13 protein-coding genes are annotated in these 18,071 nt (G+C 45.9%); 9 read left to right on the top strand and 4 right to left on the bottom strand.

Annotation, left to right across the window (positions count from 1 at the left end; genetic code table 11):
- Positions 1-15: 15 nt before the first annotated feature.
- On the bottom strand, positions 16-1,038 hold the full coding sequence (gene hemH, locus ACXAH1_RS13360; protein WP_475197341.1) for a ferrochelatase: 1,023 nt from the start codon (positions 1,036-1,038) through the stop codon (positions 16-18).
- A gap of 218 nt (positions 1,039-1,256) precedes the next feature.
- Here hemH and ACXAH1_RS13365 point away from each other — a divergent pair, with 218 nt between their 5' ends.
- Positions 1,257-2,807 (top strand): methyl-accepting chemotaxis protein, encoded by a 1,551-nt coding sequence (locus tag ACXAH1_RS13365; protein ID WP_475197343.1) that lies wholly within the window; start codon positions 1,257-1,259, stop codon positions 2,805-2,807.
- Here ACXAH1_RS13365 and nosR read toward each other — a convergent pair.
- The gene (gene nosR / locus ACXAH1_RS13370) at positions 2,804-4,138 is read right to left on the bottom strand and encodes a response regulator c-di-GMP phosphodiesterase, NosR family (RefSeq protein WP_475197345.1); all 1,335 of its coding nucleotides are present in this window, start codon (positions 4,136-4,138) and stop codon (positions 2,804-2,806) included. The two genes, ACXAH1_RS13365 and nosR, sit on opposite strands and share 4 nt — an antisense overlap.
- Before the next feature lie 109 nt (positions 4,139-4,247).
- Between nosR and ACXAH1_RS13375 the strand changes: the two genes are divergently transcribed.
- From ACXAH1_RS13375 to ACXAH1_RS13410, 8 genes are all read left to right on the top strand, one after another.
- The gene (locus ACXAH1_RS13375; protein WP_475197349.1) at positions 4,248-4,790 is read left to right on the top strand and encodes a heme NO-binding domain-containing protein; all 543 of its coding nucleotides are present in this window, start codon (positions 4,248-4,250) and stop codon (positions 4,788-4,790) included.
- Between the two features lie 67 nt (positions 4,791-4,857).
- Positions 4,858-5,826 carry a sensor histidine kinase gene (locus tag ACXAH1_RS13380; protein WP_475197353.1) on the top strand — a complete coding sequence of 323 codons (969 nt, stop codon included), beginning with the start codon at positions 4,858-4,860 and terminating at the stop codon, positions 5,824-5,826.
- Between the two features lie 503 nt (positions 5,827-6,329).
- Positions 6,330-9,455 carry a glycosyl hydrolase family 18 protein gene (locus ACXAH1_RS13385; RefSeq protein WP_475197354.1) on the top strand — a complete coding sequence of 1,042 codons (3,126 nt, stop codon included), beginning with the start codon at positions 6,330-6,332 and terminating at the stop codon, positions 9,453-9,455.
- A gap of 52 nt (positions 9,456-9,507) precedes the next feature.
- A complete protein-coding gene (locus ACXAH1_RS13390; protein WP_475197356.1) occupies positions 9,508-10,944 on the top strand; it encodes a lytic polysaccharide monooxygenase in 1,437 nt (478 codons plus the stop codon).
- Positions 10,945-11,025: 81 nt separating this feature from the next.
- On the top strand, positions 11,026-13,491 hold the full coding sequence (locus ACXAH1_RS13395; RefSeq protein ID WP_475197357.1) for a glycosyl hydrolase family 18 protein: 2,466 nt from the start codon (positions 11,026-11,028) through the stop codon (positions 13,489-13,491).
- A gap of 252 nt (positions 13,492-13,743) precedes the next feature.
- Positions 13,744-14,397, top strand: a complete 654-nt coding sequence (locus ACXAH1_RS13400; protein ID WP_475197385.1) for a substrate-binding periplasmic protein — start codon at positions 13,744-13,746, stop codon at positions 14,395-14,397.
- 37 nt (positions 14,398-14,434) lie between these two features.
- Positions 14,435-14,857 (top strand): hypothetical protein, encoded by a 423-nt coding sequence (locus tag ACXAH1_RS13405; RefSeq protein ID WP_253044775.1) that lies wholly within the window; start codon positions 14,435-14,437, stop codon positions 14,855-14,857.
- A 3-nt stretch (positions 14,858-14,860) separates the two neighbouring features.
- Complete coding sequence (locus ACXAH1_RS13410) at positions 14,861-16,027, top strand: anhydro-N-acetylmuramic acid kinase (RefSeq protein WP_475197358.1); 1,167 nt, start codon at positions 14,861-14,863, stop codon at positions 16,025-16,027.
- On the opposite strand, the gene ACXAH1_RS13415 is transcribed toward ACXAH1_RS13410, so the two are convergent.
- Positions 15,992-16,516 (bottom strand): hypothetical protein, encoded by a 525-nt coding sequence (locus ACXAH1_RS13415; protein WP_475197360.1) that lies wholly within the window; start codon positions 16,514-16,516, stop codon positions 15,992-15,994. The two genes, ACXAH1_RS13410 and ACXAH1_RS13415, sit on opposite strands and share 36 nt — an antisense overlap.
- Before the next feature lie 124 nt (positions 16,517-16,640).
- Positions 16,641-17,780, bottom strand: coding sequence for a Na/Pi symporter (locus ACXAH1_RS13420; protein ID WP_475197363.1), 1,140 nt, complete (start codon positions 17,778-17,780; stop codon positions 16,641-16,643).
- Between the last annotated feature and the right edge of the window lie 291 nt (positions 17,781-18,071).

Below are 18,071 nucleotides of genomic sequence, written 5' to 3' on the forward strand. Positions count from 1 at the left end.
AACGGCCCCTTTTATTTACTTTAAGTACGGTTTAAGTACGTCCAATAATGCGAAGAGATGATCATCTCTGTCGTTGAGTGCCGGGATATAGTGGTAGGTTTCACCACCCGCTTCCAGGAAGTACTCGCGGTTTTCCTCTTCCAGCTCTTCGAGTGTCTCAAGACAATCTGCGCTGAAAGCAGGACTCAGTATAGCGACTTCTTTAACGCCTTTCGTTGCCAGCTCTTTGAGTGTGACGTCGGTATAGGGCTGCAGCCATTCCTCACGTCCGAACCGGCTTTGGAAAGTCGTCATAATTCTGTCTTTATCAAGCTTGAGTTGCTCACAAACGAGGCGCGTGGTCTGGTGGCAAAAGCAGTGATACGGGTCCCCACTATCTAAAAACCGCTTAGGTGTGCCATGATAAGAAAAAAGCAGCTTCTCAGGTAATCCATGTTTATCAATATGTTCCTGTACCGAATTTGCTAAAGCCGTAATGTAACTCGGCTGTTTGTGATATCCGTTTATAAAACTCAGGCTTGGTACCCAGCGCCATGTTTTGAGTACATTTGCGATTGCATCAAATGTTGAACCTGTCGTTGCACTCGAATATTGAGGGTAGAGGGGAAAAACAACAATATTAGTGATCCCTTTTTCACGGAGTGCTTCAAGACCACTTTTTATAGAAGGATTGCCATAGCGCATCGCCATCACAACTTCGACATGCTCGTAGTGTTGTTCTTTTAATAATGCGCTTAGCTTATTACACTGATCTTGAGTGATCTGAACCAATGGCGAGCCATTTTCTGTCCAGATACTTGAGTAGGCTTTTGCTGAACGACTCGGTCTTATCCTCAGAATCACGCCGTGTAGTATCAACCACCAAAGTGCTCTGGGAAGTTCGACGATACGTGGATCTGACAAAAACTCTCTTAAGTAATTTCTTAATGCAGGGGCTGTTGGTGCGTCAGGGCTACCCAGGTTAGTTACCAGAACACCGATTTTTTCATTAAATCTGTTCTCGTGCGGATTATCAGTTATTGCAGAAAGCTTTGGCACTCAAGGCTCCTTTGGTGTGTTCTTCTAGCCCTGCTATTCTACATAAAAGGCCAGAGTGAAAAAACGATTTTTGCTTATACGCGTTTGGCATCATATTGGATCTAGTTATTTTGTCTTAAAAAATCGGCGAAATATAGATTTGTTGTTGCAAAAACAGCGCATTAGTCGTATTTTCTCGCTCCGCACCAGCAATTTACAGCATAGAATTCGAGTTAACAATGCGATTGAACCACCCCGTCACGAATCAGGAAAAGCGTTTTTCCGCAGACACCCGGCTCATTTCAGTGACAGACCTGAAAGGAACGATACTGGATTGTAATGAACATTTTATTGAAGTCAGTGGCTATGCCAGAGAAGAACTGATAGGACAACCTCATAATCTCGTCCGCCACCCGGATATGCCAGAACTTGCATTTAAGACGATGTGGGATCAGCTTAAGGCGGGCAAGCCTTGGATGGGCTTAGTAAAGAACCGTTGTAAAAACGGCGACCATTACTGGGTAAATGCGTATGTCACGCCGATGACGCAAGACGGGAAAATTATAGGCTACGAATCCGTTCGTAGCTGTCCGGACCGTGCATCTGTTGAGCGGGCAGAAGCGTTGTACAAACGGGTTAAATCGGGACAGCGTGACGGATTTAAGTTGCCTAAGCTACGCTCGATCTGGTCGTCGTTAGCCGTGGTTATTGCGATTTTACTCTATATGTCTGCAGGCGAAGCAATCGGGTTTGCCTGGTTGGTTGTCAATACACTCGCATTATTTGCATACAACACATATCGAGATAACGAGCAGCTAAGTCGAATTGATAAGGTGATGTCTCATAGTTTTTGTGACGATATAGCAACTCAGGTTTACTCGCCTTGGACGGGTAAGATGGCTCAACTGCACGTCAAGTTGCTTAGCGAGCGGGCGCATCTAGACACCATTATCACTCGTATCGAGTTTGCCGCTAAAGGGGTTGCCAGTGGTGCAACAATTAGCAACTCTAAGAGTATTGAGACTACCGAGTGCCTGACTAAGCAGCAGCTTGAGACCGAGCAAGTTGCCACTGCTATGAATGAAATGGCTACTACAATCAATGAAGTGTCGCATAGCGTTCAGGCTAGCTCGGAAGATGCAAAAGGGGTGCTTATTCTCGCACAGGAAAGCGCACGAAGCTCTGAAGAAACCCGCGCTTCAATCGAGAATCTTGGTGCAACGGTCGTTGATATCAAAGACTCGGTGCTAGGTGTTGCCAAACAAACTTCCAAGATAGCAGAAGCTGCGCAGATAATTGAACAAATCGCTGAGCAAACTAATTTACTTGCATTGAACGCGGCAATAGAAGCGGCGAGGGCCGGGGAGCAGGGGCGGGGTTTTGCCGTTGTTGCAGATGAAGTACGCCACCTGGCGCAAAGAACCCAGGAATCAACGAAAGAGATCCATGCAATAATCGAACAGTTGACGCAAAGTACGCAAAACGCCGAGTTCATAGCGCAACGAGGCGAGGATGAATCTCGCCAGGGGATAGAGCAGCTTTCTCAGTCTTCTATGAAACTGGAAGGCATTTACCAATTGATAGAAAAAATCAGCGCCAGTAGCATGCAAATTGCCACTTCTGTAGAAGAACAGGCAGCTGTTTCTGAAGACATTAACCAGCAAGTTGTTAATATTGCTACGCTGGCGAATACCAGTGTAAGCAGCTCTAATGAAATGCATGTCATCAGTGAGGAGCTAACGACAGTAGCAAATGACATGTACGAGCTGGTGGTACGTTTTAAGCGCTAGGCTTTAATCAGGATCCTAAATGGGGAAGGTTTTTGGGTTTCTAACTGTTGTAGTTTGGCAACAGTTGTTTCCGTGAAAATGTGCCCCTTGGGTAACAGCATGATCCCTTTATGGCTATGGATAGCCAGTCCAAGTTCCATACCCGGTTCAAGAGCTTGAGCACTAATGATGTTCATTGACCCAACCTGGCTTGTAGTTGACGTGTCGGCTTTTATCGCTTGTTCAAGTGCTAAGACTACTTTGGGGTGGTAGAACGACCCGCTATACATTTTAATAATTTCAAGTGCATGTACACGCTTGGTCTCAATATCTCCCTGATTTTTTGTAAGATTTTCTACATAATCTCTTGCAGCAGCGAGTATTTGTGCACCAATAGGAATTTGTTTGCCTTTAAGCCCTTTTGGGATCCCCTGACCGTTATATTTTTCAAATTGATGATATATTGCTTCGCCAACATCACTCAAGTGCTGAGCAGGCATCAGCATAAGCTGTGCGGTCGCCGGATGTGTAAAAAATAACTTTCGTTGCTCTGAGCTGAGCTGTTCAAGTGGCTTATCGTACAATACAGGGTCCATAGCCAGTAGCCCGACCTGTGCCAGATAACCAGCCATTTTTGTCAGCTGTACCACTTTGTCTCCCAGGCCCAGCTTTTGTGCGATTAAGCCACTAAGATTGGCAATCTGTTTAGCCATATCCGCATCAATGTAGGGATTTGCATTGATGAAGTTGTAGAGTAGTTCTACGGTTGCCTTGTGTTCATCCTGCTCGCGTTTGTTGGCTGTTTCTAATTGGCGCAGTACAGTGCGGATCTGAGCGGTTCGCTTTTCGACTAATTCTTCGAGATTGCCGTTTAATATTTTTAACTGTGCATTTTGATTGCTTATAGCAGTCTGAAGCTCGGCATTGTATTGTTTGAGGCGATACTTCTCTGCCGCATCTTTGATAACATGAATGAGCGCTTCATTTTGCCAGGGTTTTTGAAGAAAGTTATGGATTCCACCTTCATTGATGGCTGCAATCGTAGAGTCCATATCTGCATAGCCAGATAATAATATACGCTGTGATTGCGGAGAAGCTTGCCTGGCTTTTGTCAAAAACTCCACGCCATCCATTTCGGGCATACGCATGTCCGAAATAATGACCTCATAGTCATGCTCAGCTAGTGCCTGTAACGCTTGCTCGCCACACTCAAACAAAGACACTTCCATGCCTGCAAAGCCGAGTGTTCTTCTGAGCACTTTTAGAACGCTAGGCTCATCATCAAGGCACAATACTCGAATAGGGCCTGTGGGAGGAGCAATCGTAACTTGCTGTGGATCGTGTTCAACCATATATCAATTAGCTAAAGCAATAGATAATATAAAAATTAGTCTAAACTTTGTTTTATAACAATTGCTGCAGCGAGTTTGCTGTTAAATTACCCCTGCTAAGGAGCAAACAATGAAAGGCATTATATTTCGTAGCTTAGAGGAGTTGGTTGTCAAAAATCTGGGTATGGGTGAATGGAATACGTTATTGGACAAGCATAGCCCGGCCCACCGTAGCTATGTTTCAGCTGTATCCTACCCCGATGAAGAGCTGTTTGCGTTGGCAAATGGCGTCGCGGAAAAAATGGCTTTGCCATTAGCGGATGTACTAGGCGTATTTGGACGGTTTTTGTTTGGTTCATTGGCTGCTAAGCATCACACTGTGCTTGAGCCTTTGAATACTTTTGAGAAGTTAATTCTTGCCATAGACAGTGTGATCCACGTAGAGGTGGCAAAACTCTACGATGAACCTAACCTGCCCAAAATAGATGCAAAGGTCATCGAGGAAGGTAAAATTCTCGTTGATTATCGTTCACCCCGAAAACTATGCTTTTGTGCTGAGGGGCTCATTTACGGGGCTGCGGATCATTACAACAAACAAATTGAAATATCTCACACCAATTGCATGCACGAAGGGGATGAGCACTGTCGTTTTGTGGTCAGTATATTGTCTTGATAAGACGATAATAGTAAGGCTCAGGACAATTGATATAGTAGAAGCGACTGAGAGCCGGAGGGTAAGTATGTCGAACGAAAGCAACGAGTACTATAAAGCATATCATAGAGAGAAGCAGGCTCGAGACGAACTAGAGACCCTGCTGGAAGATAAAACCCGCTCTTTGTACCTTGCAAATCAGGAGCTGGAAGCAAATCTGGCGCAATTAAAGCGGCAACACGCTGCGATACTGCAAAGCGAGAAAATGGCCACCCTGGGTGTAATGTCTGCCGGCGTCGCCCATGAGATCAATAATCCGCTTGCATATATAAACGGTAATATAGGCACCCTTGGACAAGTAGCTAAAGGTGTCTCTGACTTAATCAAGGCCAGCCAGTCGTTTGCAAAGAATGCGTTAGATCAAGACCAGTTCAAAGAAACATTTGCGCAATTAGAGTCTCAGTATCAGCTGTGTTTTTTCGCCGAAGATGCCCAGGATTTAATCGATGATTGTCAGGATGGTTGCCAGCGTATTGCAACTATAGTTGCCAGCTTGCTTGATTTTGCCAGACCTAAAAACAACGAATTTGTCATGGCGGATATGACTGAGGCCATAGACAGTGCTCTGGGCTTGCTTGCAAATCAGCTCAAACATATAGAGCTAAGTGTAAAGAAATCCGACATTCCAATGAGCTATTGCAATCTGGCTGCGCTTAATCAAGTCGTGATTAATCTATTAATGAATGCTAAATATGCTTGTGAGCAAGCTAAATCAGATGGCGTGTGTGCTTCTCCTGCGATTGAGCTTCATGTCAAAAAGGTTGGTAGCCAAATTATTATAGAAGTGATAGACAACGGTACCGGTATAGCTCAGGACGCTATAGCGCATATTTTCGAACCATTCTATACGACCAAACCTGTGGGTCAGGGAACGGGCATGGGATTGGCGGTTGCATATGGCATCGTTTCCGAACACAGTGGCACTATCAATGTTGAAAGCACAAAGGGTAAGGGTACTACAGTGACCGTTGCTATCCCCGTTAACCATGTCAAATAAACAGGCCCTTGTTCCCATAACCTTTACACCGCCTTTGTTTCAGCGTTAGTTTGTCCCTAAAAAGAGTATATTTGTGTCCCGCACCCACCTGTTAACCTTTACGTTAACTAGATGTATACATACTGATCTTGGTTAATTTGCATATAACCAATACGCATAAGATATTCCTTTGGTAAATTTTTTTATGGATGCAATTCGGATTAATAAAACTTATCCGAAACCATAAGTTTTTCTTTTTTATGTCTCTTTTTTTGACTTAACTGGTTGTTCTTATAGCAATAGAGGGGAGTATACGAACTGTCATATATGAATTTAACTCACTTAACAAAGTGAGGGGGCATGTGAGAAAAAGTCCATTCATTTGAATAATTGATAATAAAAAAGGGTTGGTTTTGTCGTTTGTGAGATTAAAAAGTAGTCATGCTTACGTTGACGTACTCAAATTCTATGTTAGCTTTACTTTAAAAATGTTAATCAATAAAACGGTAAAGGTTGAAGAAAGTATGAAAACGAGAAACAAATTCAAGATGGCAATGCAGCTCAGCGCAATCGCCATTGCGATCGGCTCAACACAGGCTAACGCATATGATTGTACCGGGCTTAACCCATGGGAATCAGGTAAAGCATACACGGGCGGTCAGCAAGTCGAGCAGAATAGCAATGCTTATGAAGCTAACTGGTGGACACGTTCTGAGCCCGCAACCAATTCAGGCGACTGGCAAGAATGGACTTGGCTGGGCCAGTGTGACAGCGTTGTCGAAAATAAGCCGCCTGTCGCCAGTAACTTACAGCCTGTTGCTGGTTCTGAGTTCGTCGAAAATGACAGCGTTGCCATCAGCGTGAAAGCAGTCGACTCCGATGGCACCGTAAACAAGGTTGAGTTCTTTGTCGATGGTGCTTTGGTTGCCACTGACGTAAGCGGAACCGCGGATATGTTCGATGCGCTGTGGAGCGCCAGTGTTGGTAGCCACAGCATCAGTGCAACGGCGTATGATGATAAGGGGGTTGCATCTAATGTATTGACGAGCCAAATCCTTGTTAAGCCAGCTGATACAGGCAATAAGGCTCCAGAAGCACAGTTAGTAATAAAGAGCCAGCCAGCAGAACTCGTTGTCGGTTCACAGGTTGTTTTTGGCTTGTCTGGAAGCGATGTAGACGGTCAGGTGACTAAGTTGACGTTTACGGCAGATGGTGTGGACGTTGTTACTACAAATGGTACCGCGACCGATCACACATGGACCGCTCAGCAACTAGGTCCGGTGAGCTTTACCCTAACGGTTACAGATGACAAAGGGGCAACTTCAAGTGTGTCTCAGACACTGACAGTTGTTGAGCAGGGGCAGGGGGGGCGTGATGACTGTAAACCAGAAGGCTTGTTCCAGACTCCTGGCGTGAACACGCCTTACTGTACTATCTACGACGTAAACGGACGAGAAAAAATGGGCAATGACCACCCTCGTCGCGTGATCGGCTACTTTACCAGTTGGAGAAATGGCGCAAATGGCCAACCATCCTACCTGGTTAATGACATTCCATGGGACAAAATAACGCATATTAACTACGCCTTTGCGCACGTTGATGCAAACAACAAGGTATCAATTGGCGACCCGGCGGCTGCTGGTAATCCGGCAACGAATATGGAGTGGCCTGGAGAGGCTGGCGCAGAAATGGATCCTGCACTGCCATATAAAGGTCACTTTAACCTGCTGAACAAGTACAAAAAACAATATCCTGACGTAAAAACACTGATCTCGGTTGGCGGCTGGGCTGAAACTGGTGGCTATTTCGGCAGCGATGGTAAGCGTGTCAACAGTGGTGGTTTTTACACCATGACCACTAATGCCGATGGCAGTGTGAATCAGGCCGGCATTGACTCATTTGCGGCAAGTGCTGTGGAGTTTATCCGTACTTACGGTTTTGACGGTGTCGATATTGATTATGAATACCCAACTTCAATGAACGATGCAGGCCACCCGGATGACTTCCCAATCTCAAACGCATTACGCGCAGGATTGAATGCCTCATATCAGGTGCTGATGAAGCGCTTGCGTGAAGAGCTTGATAAAGCGGGTCAACAAGATGGTAAGCACTACATGTTGACTATTGCGTCACCTTCTTCTGGCTACTTGCTACGTGGTATGGAGACATTCCAGGTCACTAAATATCTCGATTACGTCAATATCATGTCTTACGACTTACATGGGGCGTGGAACCAGCATGTAGGCCACAATGCTTCTTTGTTTGACACAGGTGAAGATTCTGAACTCAAAGCATGGAATGTCTATGGTACCGCTGAATTTGAAGGTATTGGTTACCTGAACACGGACTGGGCAGTCAAATACTTCCGTGGTGCTTTGTCTGGTGGCCGTATCAATATCGGTATTCCTTACTACACCCGTGGTTTTCAAAATGTCCAAGGTGGTACAAACGGGCTTTGGGGTCAAGCGGCATTCCCGGACCAGGCGAACTGTCCACCAGGTACCGGAAAAGGTGAAAAGAATAAATGTGGTAACGGTGCCGTAGGTATTGACAACCTTTGGCATGACAAAAATGACGTAGGCCTTGAAGTGCCGGCTGGCTCTAACCCGTTGTGGCATGTTAAGAACCTGCAATCAGGTATTGTTGCCAGTTACCTGACGGATTACGGCCTGACGCCGGACACAGATCCTGCAGACCGCTTGACTGGCACCTATGCCCGTCATTATGACTCTGTGGCTGTTGCCCCCTGGTTGTGGAATGCCGAGAAGAAAGTATTTTTGTCGATTGAAGATGAAGAGTCGATGGGGACCAAGGTTGATTATGTCATCAACAATGGGCTTGGCGGCATCATGTTCTGGGAACTGGCCGGGGATTTCGATTACGACGCGGCAAAGGGTGAGTACTTTATGGGTTCAAGCCTGACAACGTTAGCCTATAACAAGTTTAATCAGTCGGGTGCGCCATACGATATCCACCCAGGTGATGTAAGCTTCCAGGTACCTGCGGAATCAGTTGACGTCAGCTTTACAGCAAAAGACTTCCCGCTGGGTGATGATAACTATCCAATCGCGCCAACGTTCTCATTTACCAATAACTCAGCCATTGACCTGTCCGGCGCGAAGATCACCTTTGATGTGCCGGTTGCAACATCTGCAATCTTCAAGTCTAACTGGAATGCTCAGGAAAAACTTGGTATGGCGGTTGAGGTCAATCGTTCAAACGCAGCCGGTAACAATATCGGCGGATTTGAAAATGAATTCCACCGCTTTTCAATCACACTGGTAGATGAGTGGGGAAATATTCCTAAGTCATTCGCACCAGGTGAAACCGTAAATGCACAAGTGATGTACTACATGCCAATTACAGGTCCGGTTAATTTCGTCGCTGAAAAAGATGGCAAGCGTTACGCATTTAAGTTCGAGTATCCGAAACTGCCGGACGCGAAACCGGGTGATGGTAACGGCGGACCTATCACCAGTTGTGAAGGCGTGCCTATCTCACAGATCAGTGTTTACCCTGAGTTTCCCAAGGGAACCCATGCTGCCCAGGGAGACCTCATCATCGACGGCAACGGTGTATACAAAGCGAAGTGGTGGAGCAATAAGCAACCATCAGTAAGCTCTGATTACACCAAGGTTTGCAGTTTGTAACCAATTAGCTAACTAGGATCAGGGGCTTCGGCCCCTATGAAAGAGGCAAGTTATGAAGACATATACATCTTTTTCGAAACAGACTGCAATTGGTGCACTAGTGTTGAGCGCTTTGAGTTACAGCGAACTGGCTGCCAGTCATGGCTATATGGATTTTCCTATGGCAAGACAGGCTATCTGTGAGGACCAGGGGGGCTATTGGTGGCCAGAAGATGGTTCCAATATTCCCAATGCGGCTTGTCGAGCGGCTTACCTGGAATCTGGTTATGTTCAGTTTATTCAGGAGCATGAGTTCGCAGTCAATACGCCCGATTACAATAACCAACAGGCGGTAGAAAAAAATATTCCTGATGGCACCTTATGCGCAGCTGGTTCGCACGAAAAACGCGGCATGAACTTACCTTCTGCGGACTGGCAGACGACTCAAGTCAGACCAAACGCTGCGGGGGAGCTGGCCATACGATTTCATGCCACAACCCCACATAATCCGAGTTTCTGGAAATTTTATCTAACCAAGCCGGGATTTAATCCTGCGACAGACGTGATGACCTGGGGCAGCCTGGATCTGATCACTGAAGTAGGCAACGTCGATTTTGTTAAAGATCCGGACGGAAAACGCATATATGAGATGACCATTCAGATCCCTCAGGGCCGAAGTGGAAATGCGATTCTTTATACTCGCTGGCAGAGAAACGATGTCGTGGGTGAGGGTTTCTATAACTGTAGCGACATAAATATCGTGACAGATACACAACCAAATGACTGGATCTCAGCTGGCTATTTTGTCACCAGAGGCCAGTCAGCCAATGTTGGAGACCTGATCTGGGCAAGGGTATTTGACCAAAATGGTCAGGAAATAGTGAAACATTCTTTAGCTGTGACAGAGCAAAATCAGTCAAGTTGGGCAAGTGTTTTGGCAGGTCAGCTTAATACTACGTATGCCAGTGATGTCCGGGTTGGTGTGAAACAAACAAACGGTGACGTGGTGTTTGATGAAGCCAACTTACTGGGTAACGAAGTGTTCGTAACAGATGCTGCCTTTACCTATAACCTGACAATCGTGCCAAAAGCACCGAATACACCGCCAACGGTTCATCAGCCCGATCCGATTGTAATGGATGAAAATGGCCAAGTTCAGGTTCATGTACATGCCTTTGATGATGAGCAAACTGAGCTGACATACACCTGGTCAGTCCCATCCGGACTTACGATGACCGGCGGTGGTGCAACCGTCACACTGCAAAGCGCAGAGGTATCGGCAGACACTCAGTATACGGTTTCAATTGCAGTTTCTGATGGCGAACTAACCACATCCAGAGACCTAAGCGTAACGGTTAAAGATATTCCGGTGTCTACTTATCCAAAGTGGCAAGCCTCTGACACCTATGTAGGTGGGGATAAAGTCTCGCACAAGGGCAAAAATTATGAAGCCAAGTGGTGGACCCGTGGCGAAGAGCCCGGCAAAGCCCAGGTCTGGAAAGCACTTTAGCCAGACGAGTCAGTTTTAAGCAGTACCAATAAATCACCCTCCGGGGTTTGGATATAACATGTAAATAAGGTTGAGAAAGTAATGAAGATTAAACAGATCAGCACGGCAATAGGCCTTGCACTAATGAGTGGAACAGTTCTGGCTGCGCCTTCAACACCTAGCTTGAGCTGGGAACCTCAGGTCTATTCTTTTGTAGATGTTTTACTTGATGGCAATGGGTCATACAAAGACCTGGTAACCGCTAAAGACAAAGTAGACATTCAGATTAAATGGAATGCATGGAGTGGCACAGGTGGTGACAGCTATAAAGTGTATTTCGATAATCAGCTAGTCAATGAAGGCGTATTGGACGCTGGAACAAAAAGCGGCACAATCACCTTCCCTTACACTCAGTCTGGTCGCCATACTTTGTATGTTGAACTGTGCGATAGTACCGGCTGTGCGAGAAGTGCAGGCAAAGAGATCGTGATAGCAGACACAGACGGTGGTCACTTAGAACCTTTGCCTATGGATGTTAACCCTAACAACCGCAATAACGGCACCATCCCGGGCAAGGTAACAGGTGCTTATTTTGTAGAATGGGGCATTTATGGCCGCGACTTTGACGTGACCAACATCCCGGCACAGAACCTAAGCCACCTGCTATACGGCTTTATTCCAATTTGTGGTGCCAATGAATCACTGAAAGAAATTGAAAATGGCAACAGCTGGCGTGCATTGCAAAAGGCGTGTGCAGGAACACCTGACTATGAAGTGGTGATTCACGATCCATGGGCTGCAATTCAAAAAACATTGCCAGGCGTAAGTCAAAATGACCCAATTCGTGGTACATATGCCCAGCTAATGGCGCTCAAACAGCGCTACCCGGATCTGAAAATCTTACCATCAGTTGGTGGCTGGACGCTCTCGGACCCATTTCATGGATTCACCAACAAAGCAAATCGTGACGTATTTGTCGCATCGATGAAAAAGTTCTTAAAAACCTGGAAGTTCTACGACGGGGTAGACATCGACTGGGAATTCCCGGGTGGTGACGGTCCAAACCCTGACTTGGGTGACCCGGTCAATGATGGTCCGGCTTATATTGCACTGATGGCGGAGCTACGTGCGATGCTGGATGAGCTTGAAGCCGAAACGGGCCGCACATATGAGCTGACGTCAGCCATAGGTTCTGGCTACGATAAAATTGAAGACGTAGATTATCAGGCTGCACAGCAATATATGGACTACATTTTCGCGATGACCTATGACTTTTATGGTGGCTGGAACAATGTAACAGGCCACCAGACTGGTTTGTATTGTGGCTCACACCTGAGTCAGGATGAATGCAATGGTACCGGTGTTGATGATAATGGTGAACCACGTAAAGGCCCGGCTTACACGGCACATAACGCGGTACAACTGTTGTTACAACAAGGCGTAAACTCGAAGAAAATCGTCATGGGCGCAGCTATGTATGGACGAGGCTGGGAAGGTGTGATGGATCAGAACACTACAATTCCAGGCAACCCAATGACAGCGCCAGGTAATGGTAAATACTCAGGCTCTACTTCGGAAGGGGTATGGGAGCCGGGTATTATGGATTACAAAGCCATTGCTGCTAATTTGGTTGGACCGAATGGCACAGGTCTGAACGGGTTTGAGGTTGGCTACGACGAGCAGGCAGAAGCTGCTTATGTCTGGAACCGCAGCAACGGAAAATTACTGACTTTCGATAGTGCACGCTCTGTTGAAGCAAAAGGACGTTATGTAAACCTGTACGATCTGGGTGGATTATTTGCCTGGGAAATCGATGCTGATAATGGCGATATTCTGAACGCTATGTACGATGGTTTGACTGGTGGTGTGCCAGTTAATAAACCGCCTGTTGTGTCTGTTGAAAGTAATGTTACCGTTCAGTCAGGTGGTTCAGTCAATATAACAGCAACAGCGTCTGATCCTGATAATCAACCCTTGACGTTCGCCTGGAGTGCGTCAAGTGCGCTAACCCTGACGAATACAACCAGTGCGACAGTGGGTGTTGCCGCGCCAGTAGTAACACAAGACACTGAGTACACTTTAACTATCGCAGTGTCGGATGGTGAAGCCACAACAACACGCAATGTTAAAGTGCTGGTTAAAGCACCGTCGACTGGTAACGATGCCCCGGTAGTAACGCCTATCTCCGCGGTTACGCTTGCCGAGAATACCAGCACATCGGTACAGGTTAATGCTACAGACCCTAATGGCGATGCGTTAACTTACAGCTGGACAGCAAGCAACGGTTTGAGCGTAAGCGGCCAGGGTGCCAGTGCGACGATTACTGCGCCAGAAGTTGCTCAGAACACTACTTATCAGGTGACCGTTGCCGTGTCCGACGGTGTTGCAACTACGACAGTCTCATTCGATGTTAATGTCACGGATTCTACAGTTGGTGCTGATCCTTGGGACCGCAGTAAAGTGTATGTCGGTGGTGACCGCGTAAGCTATCAAGGCAAGTTATACGAAGCTAAGTGGTGGACTCGCGGTGAAGAGCCCGGAAAAGCGATGGTGTGGAAGGCTCTTTAAGGTATGTTGATATCAGAAGCGGAAGTTTTTGCTTCTGATTGACCAAGGGACTGGCCAACAATAACGAACAAAGGTGCTAGCGCGCCTTTGTTTTCTTGCCGATATACTTCATAATCTAGCTAATATCAATGATTGCTAGACGTTGTGCATTTACTATTTCTGTTAATTCTCCTACCTGTTACGGTGTTTGCGAACACCCAATGTGATACACGCTACAAAGTTGGCGTGGGCACGAGCTGGCCCCCTTATGTGATGTACCGAGAGACGGTTCCCTATGGTCTTGATATTGACATAACCCGAAGGGTTTTCAGCAAGGCAAAGCTGTGTATAGATTTTGTTCAGCTACCTTCTTCGGCTAGAGGTATTACAGAGCTGTCCAAAGGATTTATAGACATTCTTCCTTCTGCTAGTTTTAATACTCAAAGAGCTGAGCTTGCCTATTTTAGCCAGGCTTATCGGCGGGAAAGAATGCGCTTATTTACAAGAAGTAAAGATCTTAACGATGTAAGAAGCCTGACAGAACTATTTGCAGCGGAGCGCACATTTGTTGCTAACCCGGGTGCCTATTATGGCAGAGAGCTGGAACAAATTCTTAAGATTGCCTGGTACAGAGAGCGCTTACTTGAAGTGCCCAGTATCAGTCAACGCATGCAGCTGGTGAATCGTGGGCGAGTCGACTTTTTAATTGAAGATGAATTCTCCGGTTATCATTACATAGAGAAGCTGGGGTTTAGTGAGATGAAAATTCACCCTTATATCGTGAATGATAATGCCATTCATTTCATGTTAAGTCGTAAATCTTTTAATAAACAAGAAATAGAAGAAATTAACTCAGCGATTGACTCGTTGCGAGAAGAGATAGCAGAGTTGGTTAGCCAATATGGAATAGAAACCGGCAGAGGCTAAAACCTTTGGCCTTGCGGTTTTTTACGGAGTACAAAAAATGCGAAAAGTAAGGTTGGCGATAGCTACCCTGATGGTCGTTTCGGCATGTGTAGCAGCAAAGGAACAAAAGCCATATCGTTTTGACACCATGCAGATGACGCTGGATACTCTTTTATTCGACCGTAACGATAGAATAAGACCCGCTAAAAGCGACTTTAAAGTTAATCGCAGTGTGGCAATGTCGAACGACGATGGTTATAGGGCGGTGCTATTAAACCTTGAAAACCTGTCGTCGGGGCGACGAATTTTGGAGCCTGAGCAACTCATGGTCATTTATGCCGACGGTACTGCGCAACAAGTCAGTGCTTTGCCACACAAGGTAATGTTGGAAGGCTATGAAAAGCGTAACTTCACACTAGAGCTCGGCGCGAATGACTATCCCGTTGTGGCGGTTGTAACAGCCAATAATTCCGGGTACTAGGCAATGGGTCTAAAGCAAATAAATCAGCTGGGTTCCATTGCGAACAAGTCCTCTCGTATTATTCTGGGCTTGATGAGTGGCACCTCATTAGACGGACTAGATCTGGCCTTGTGTAAGGTGAGTGGTTCAGGCACAAAGACGCGTTGTAAGTTACTTAAGTTCACAACCACGCCTTACGATAATGAGTTCAAAGAAAAAGTGCGTAAGGTCTTTGCTCAAGACAATGTGGACTTTGAATATTTAACGCTACTGAATCCATGGATCGGTCTATATCATGCGAAAATTATCAATCAAACGCTGACGGATTGGCAGCTTAAGTCGCAAGATATAGATCTGATAGCGAGCCATGGGCAAACGGTTTACCATTGCCCGCAGCATCAGCATTCGCATACTGAGTTTGGAAACGGCACTTTACAACTTGGGGACGGCGATCACGTCGCAGTGCGGACCCAGATCATAACAATCTCCGATTTCAGGCAGAAGCACATTGCTAAGGGGGGTGAGGGCGCTCCGCTTGCACAATATGGTGACTATTTGTTATATCAAAAATCAAATTTACACCGTATTTTGCTTAATTTAGGCGGTATAGCAAATTTTACTGTGCTTCCGGCAGGCGGAAAAGTAGATGATGTTCAATGCACAGACATTGGCCCCGGCAACACCCTGATGGATGCGTACTGCCAGCGGTATTTTAATGTACCTTATGACGAAGCCGGGGCGCTGGCAGCACGCGGAAAAGTATCGAACGATCTCTTAGACTCACTCAAATCTGTTCCATTTTTTCACTACGCTACACCGAAAACAACTGGACCAGAAGTGTTCAGTTTGGCGATGCTGGAAGACAAGTTAACGTGTCTTGGTTCAGTTTTGTCTCATTACGATGTATTGGCAACGCTGAATGAGTTAACGGCCTGGTGTGTTCTCGAGCAGATCAACCGTTTAGAGTTAAATGGCCCTACAGAGTTATTGTTAAGTGGCGGTGGCGCCCATAACACGCTACTGATAACCAAGTTAAAGTCACGGCTTTCTGAGGAGTTTGACGTATCCAAACTGTCATGTGAAGGGGTTGGAGTAGACTCCAAAGAAGCGGCACTATTCGCGGTCCTGGCAAATGAATGCGTAGCTGGGGATGGACTATTTTCTTTCGGTAAGATAAGCCTGCCGGGATGAGCCAAACAGGGTGCTGAATTCTGTGCGAATATATTTCGCAACCGTGTGTAAAACACCTGATGGCGAACCTGATGGTGCCACGCTTGACTTACGGTCCATGTCATTATTGCTAATCTCTCGAGGCAAATATGCCATGTAATCCATACTATTTTTAACCCGCTCTTTGTGGCCCAGTAAACTCAACTGTAAGTTGTATGAACCGCATTTACCAGCACCGCTGAGACGCAACTCTATCGACCCTTTGATTATGTCATGCTCGTGCAACTGCAGCTGAGCGACAAAGTCGACGCTGCGATTGTCCTGATGGTTAGCTGTTGCTCGGATCTGATTTCCAGCTACAGCGTCCTTTGGGAGCTGGCAAGAGACAATCAGTTCGTCTTGTTCTATGTAAAACTCGAGCTGATCAAACGGTGAGCCATGCTCAAGAAAAAACAATTGCTGTGCCTGGTCCTTTATATCAAAAGTCAAAGACCGTTTACGTGTATTCATGATTTTGCCGAAAAATTAAACTAGGCGAATTATGCCGGTTCAATATGTCAAAATTATTAAAAAGGGCTCTTAGCTGAGCCCTTTTTTACCATATTCTGACAGGTGTTATGTCAGATTAATCTCACTACTTGATGGCTAGCATCAACAGTCCTGGCAGGACGAAGAAAGAGCCCAGCACGTAACCAAATGCCGCTGATTTATTACGCGTACCAATTTGAGCTAGCTTTTCAGCAAGTTGCAGAGGGATTTCGCGCAGTAGTGGCAGACCGTATATCAGACCAACAGCGAATACGTTAAACATTACGTGTACCAGTGCAATCGTCAGTGCGACTTCAGCGTTAGGGCCTGTGATTGAGGTAGCTGCAAGCAGTGCAGTGATTGTAGTACCAATGTTAGCGCCCAGTGTGAAAGGATAAATCTGACGAGTGTTGAATACACCGCTACCTGCAAGAGGGATCATCAAACTGGTTGTTGTTGAAGAAGATTGAACCATGACAGTCACCACTGCACCTGAACTGATACCAGCAACAGGGCCACGACCAATTGCGCTGTGTAGTAGTTCTTTAGCGCGGCCAACCAACGCTTTCTTCAGTAATTTACCAAGGGTAGTAACTGCGAACAGGATCATGGCAATACCAATGATAACCATAGCAACACCAATGGCTTTACCATCCAGGAAACTGACTGCATCTTTTACTACCCCTACAGTTGGTTTTACAAGCGGTTTGATGAAGTTGTAGCTTTTAAGAGACAGGTCAGCATCGCCTACGAACAGGTGAGACAGTGCAGCTGAGAATTTTTCCAGCAAGCCAAACATAATTTCTAACGGCAGGAAAATGGCCACAGCAAGCAGGTTAAAGAAGTCGTGAACCGTTGAAGCAGCAAAAGCGCGCTGGAATTCTTCTTTATCACGGATATGACCAATCGATACTAAGGTATTGGTAATGGTAGTACCAATGTTTGCACCCATAATCATTGGAATGGCAATACCCAGCGGCAGGCCACCGGCCACAAGGCCGACAATAACTGATGTAACTGTAGATGAAGATTGAACGAGAGCGGTTGCAAATGCACCTAGCATTAATGCGACGAACGGGTTAGTTGCAAATGCGAAAATTTCTTTTGCGCCTTCCGTGCCACCTGAAGCCAGCTTAAAGCCGCCGCTGACTGTACCAACAGCAACTAATACGAGGTAGACCAGTAAAGCAATTGCGGTCCAGTTTAAGATCTTTGCAAAAAGAGAGGTTTGATTTTGTTCACTCATGATTTTACTCAGTTATGTCTTGCCATGTTATGTGGCATTTTGATGACGTTTTTATTTCAGGTCGGATTAGAACAAAGTTATATGACAGAAATATTTCAAAGCGATTGTCATTTAACCAGGTACTCAAAGTTTAAGGCGCAAGTTTGGCATTTTGGCTATGAAGGAATTGTGGAAGTTTTTTTAAGTTTCTAATAAATAGTACTATTTTGAAATTCGCAACAGTGTTACATTGGTTTACATTCAAGAGGCGCGAGAAAGTTATTTCGTCCGTAATCCACATTTCCTACACGA

This window comes from Pseudoalteromonas sp. AWH4_217 (genome assembly GCF_056161105.1).

Coding starts and splice junctions, on each gene's coding strand:
- ACXAH1_RS13365 (WP_475197343.1), top strand. CDS start 1,257: ATGCGATTGAACCACCCCGTCACGAATCAGGAAAAGCGTTTTTCCGCA.
- nosR (WP_475197345.1), bottom strand. CDS start 4,138: ATGGTTGAACACGATCCACAGCAAGTTACGATTGCTCCTCCCACAGGC.
- ACXAH1_RS13375 (WP_475197349.1), top strand. CDS start 4,248: ATGAAAGGCATTATATTTCGTAGCTTAGAGGAGTTGGTTGTCAAAAAT.
- ACXAH1_RS13380 (WP_475197353.1), top strand. CDS start 4,858: ATGTCGAACGAAAGCAACGAGTACTATAAAGCATATCATAGAGAGAAG.
- ACXAH1_RS13385 (WP_475197354.1), top strand. CDS start 6,330: ATGAAAACGAGAAACAAATTCAAGATGGCAATGCAGCTCAGCGCAATC.
- ACXAH1_RS13390 (WP_475197356.1), top strand. CDS start 9,508: ATGAAGACATATACATCTTTTTCGAAACAGACTGCAATTGGTGCACTA.
- ACXAH1_RS13395 (WP_475197357.1), top strand. CDS start 11,026: ATGAAGATTAAACAGATCAGCACGGCAATAGGCCTTGCACTAATGAGT.
- ACXAH1_RS13400 (WP_475197385.1), top strand. CDS start 13,744: ATGTACCGAGAGACGGTTCCCTATGGTCTTGATATTGACATAACCCGA.
- ACXAH1_RS13405 (WP_253044775.1), top strand. CDS start 14,435: ATGCGAAAAGTAAGGTTGGCGATAGCTACCCTGATGGTCGTTTCGGCA.
- ACXAH1_RS13410 (WP_475197358.1), top strand. CDS start 14,861: ATGGGTCTAAAGCAAATAAATCAGCTGGGTTCCATTGCGAACAAGTCC.
- ACXAH1_RS13415 (WP_475197360.1), bottom strand. CDS start 16,516: ATGAATACACGTAAACGGTCTTTGACTTTTGATATAAAGGACCAGGCA.
- ACXAH1_RS13420 (WP_475197363.1), bottom strand. CDS start 17,780: ATGAGTGAACAAAATCAAACCTCTCTTTTTGCAAAGATCTTAAACTGG.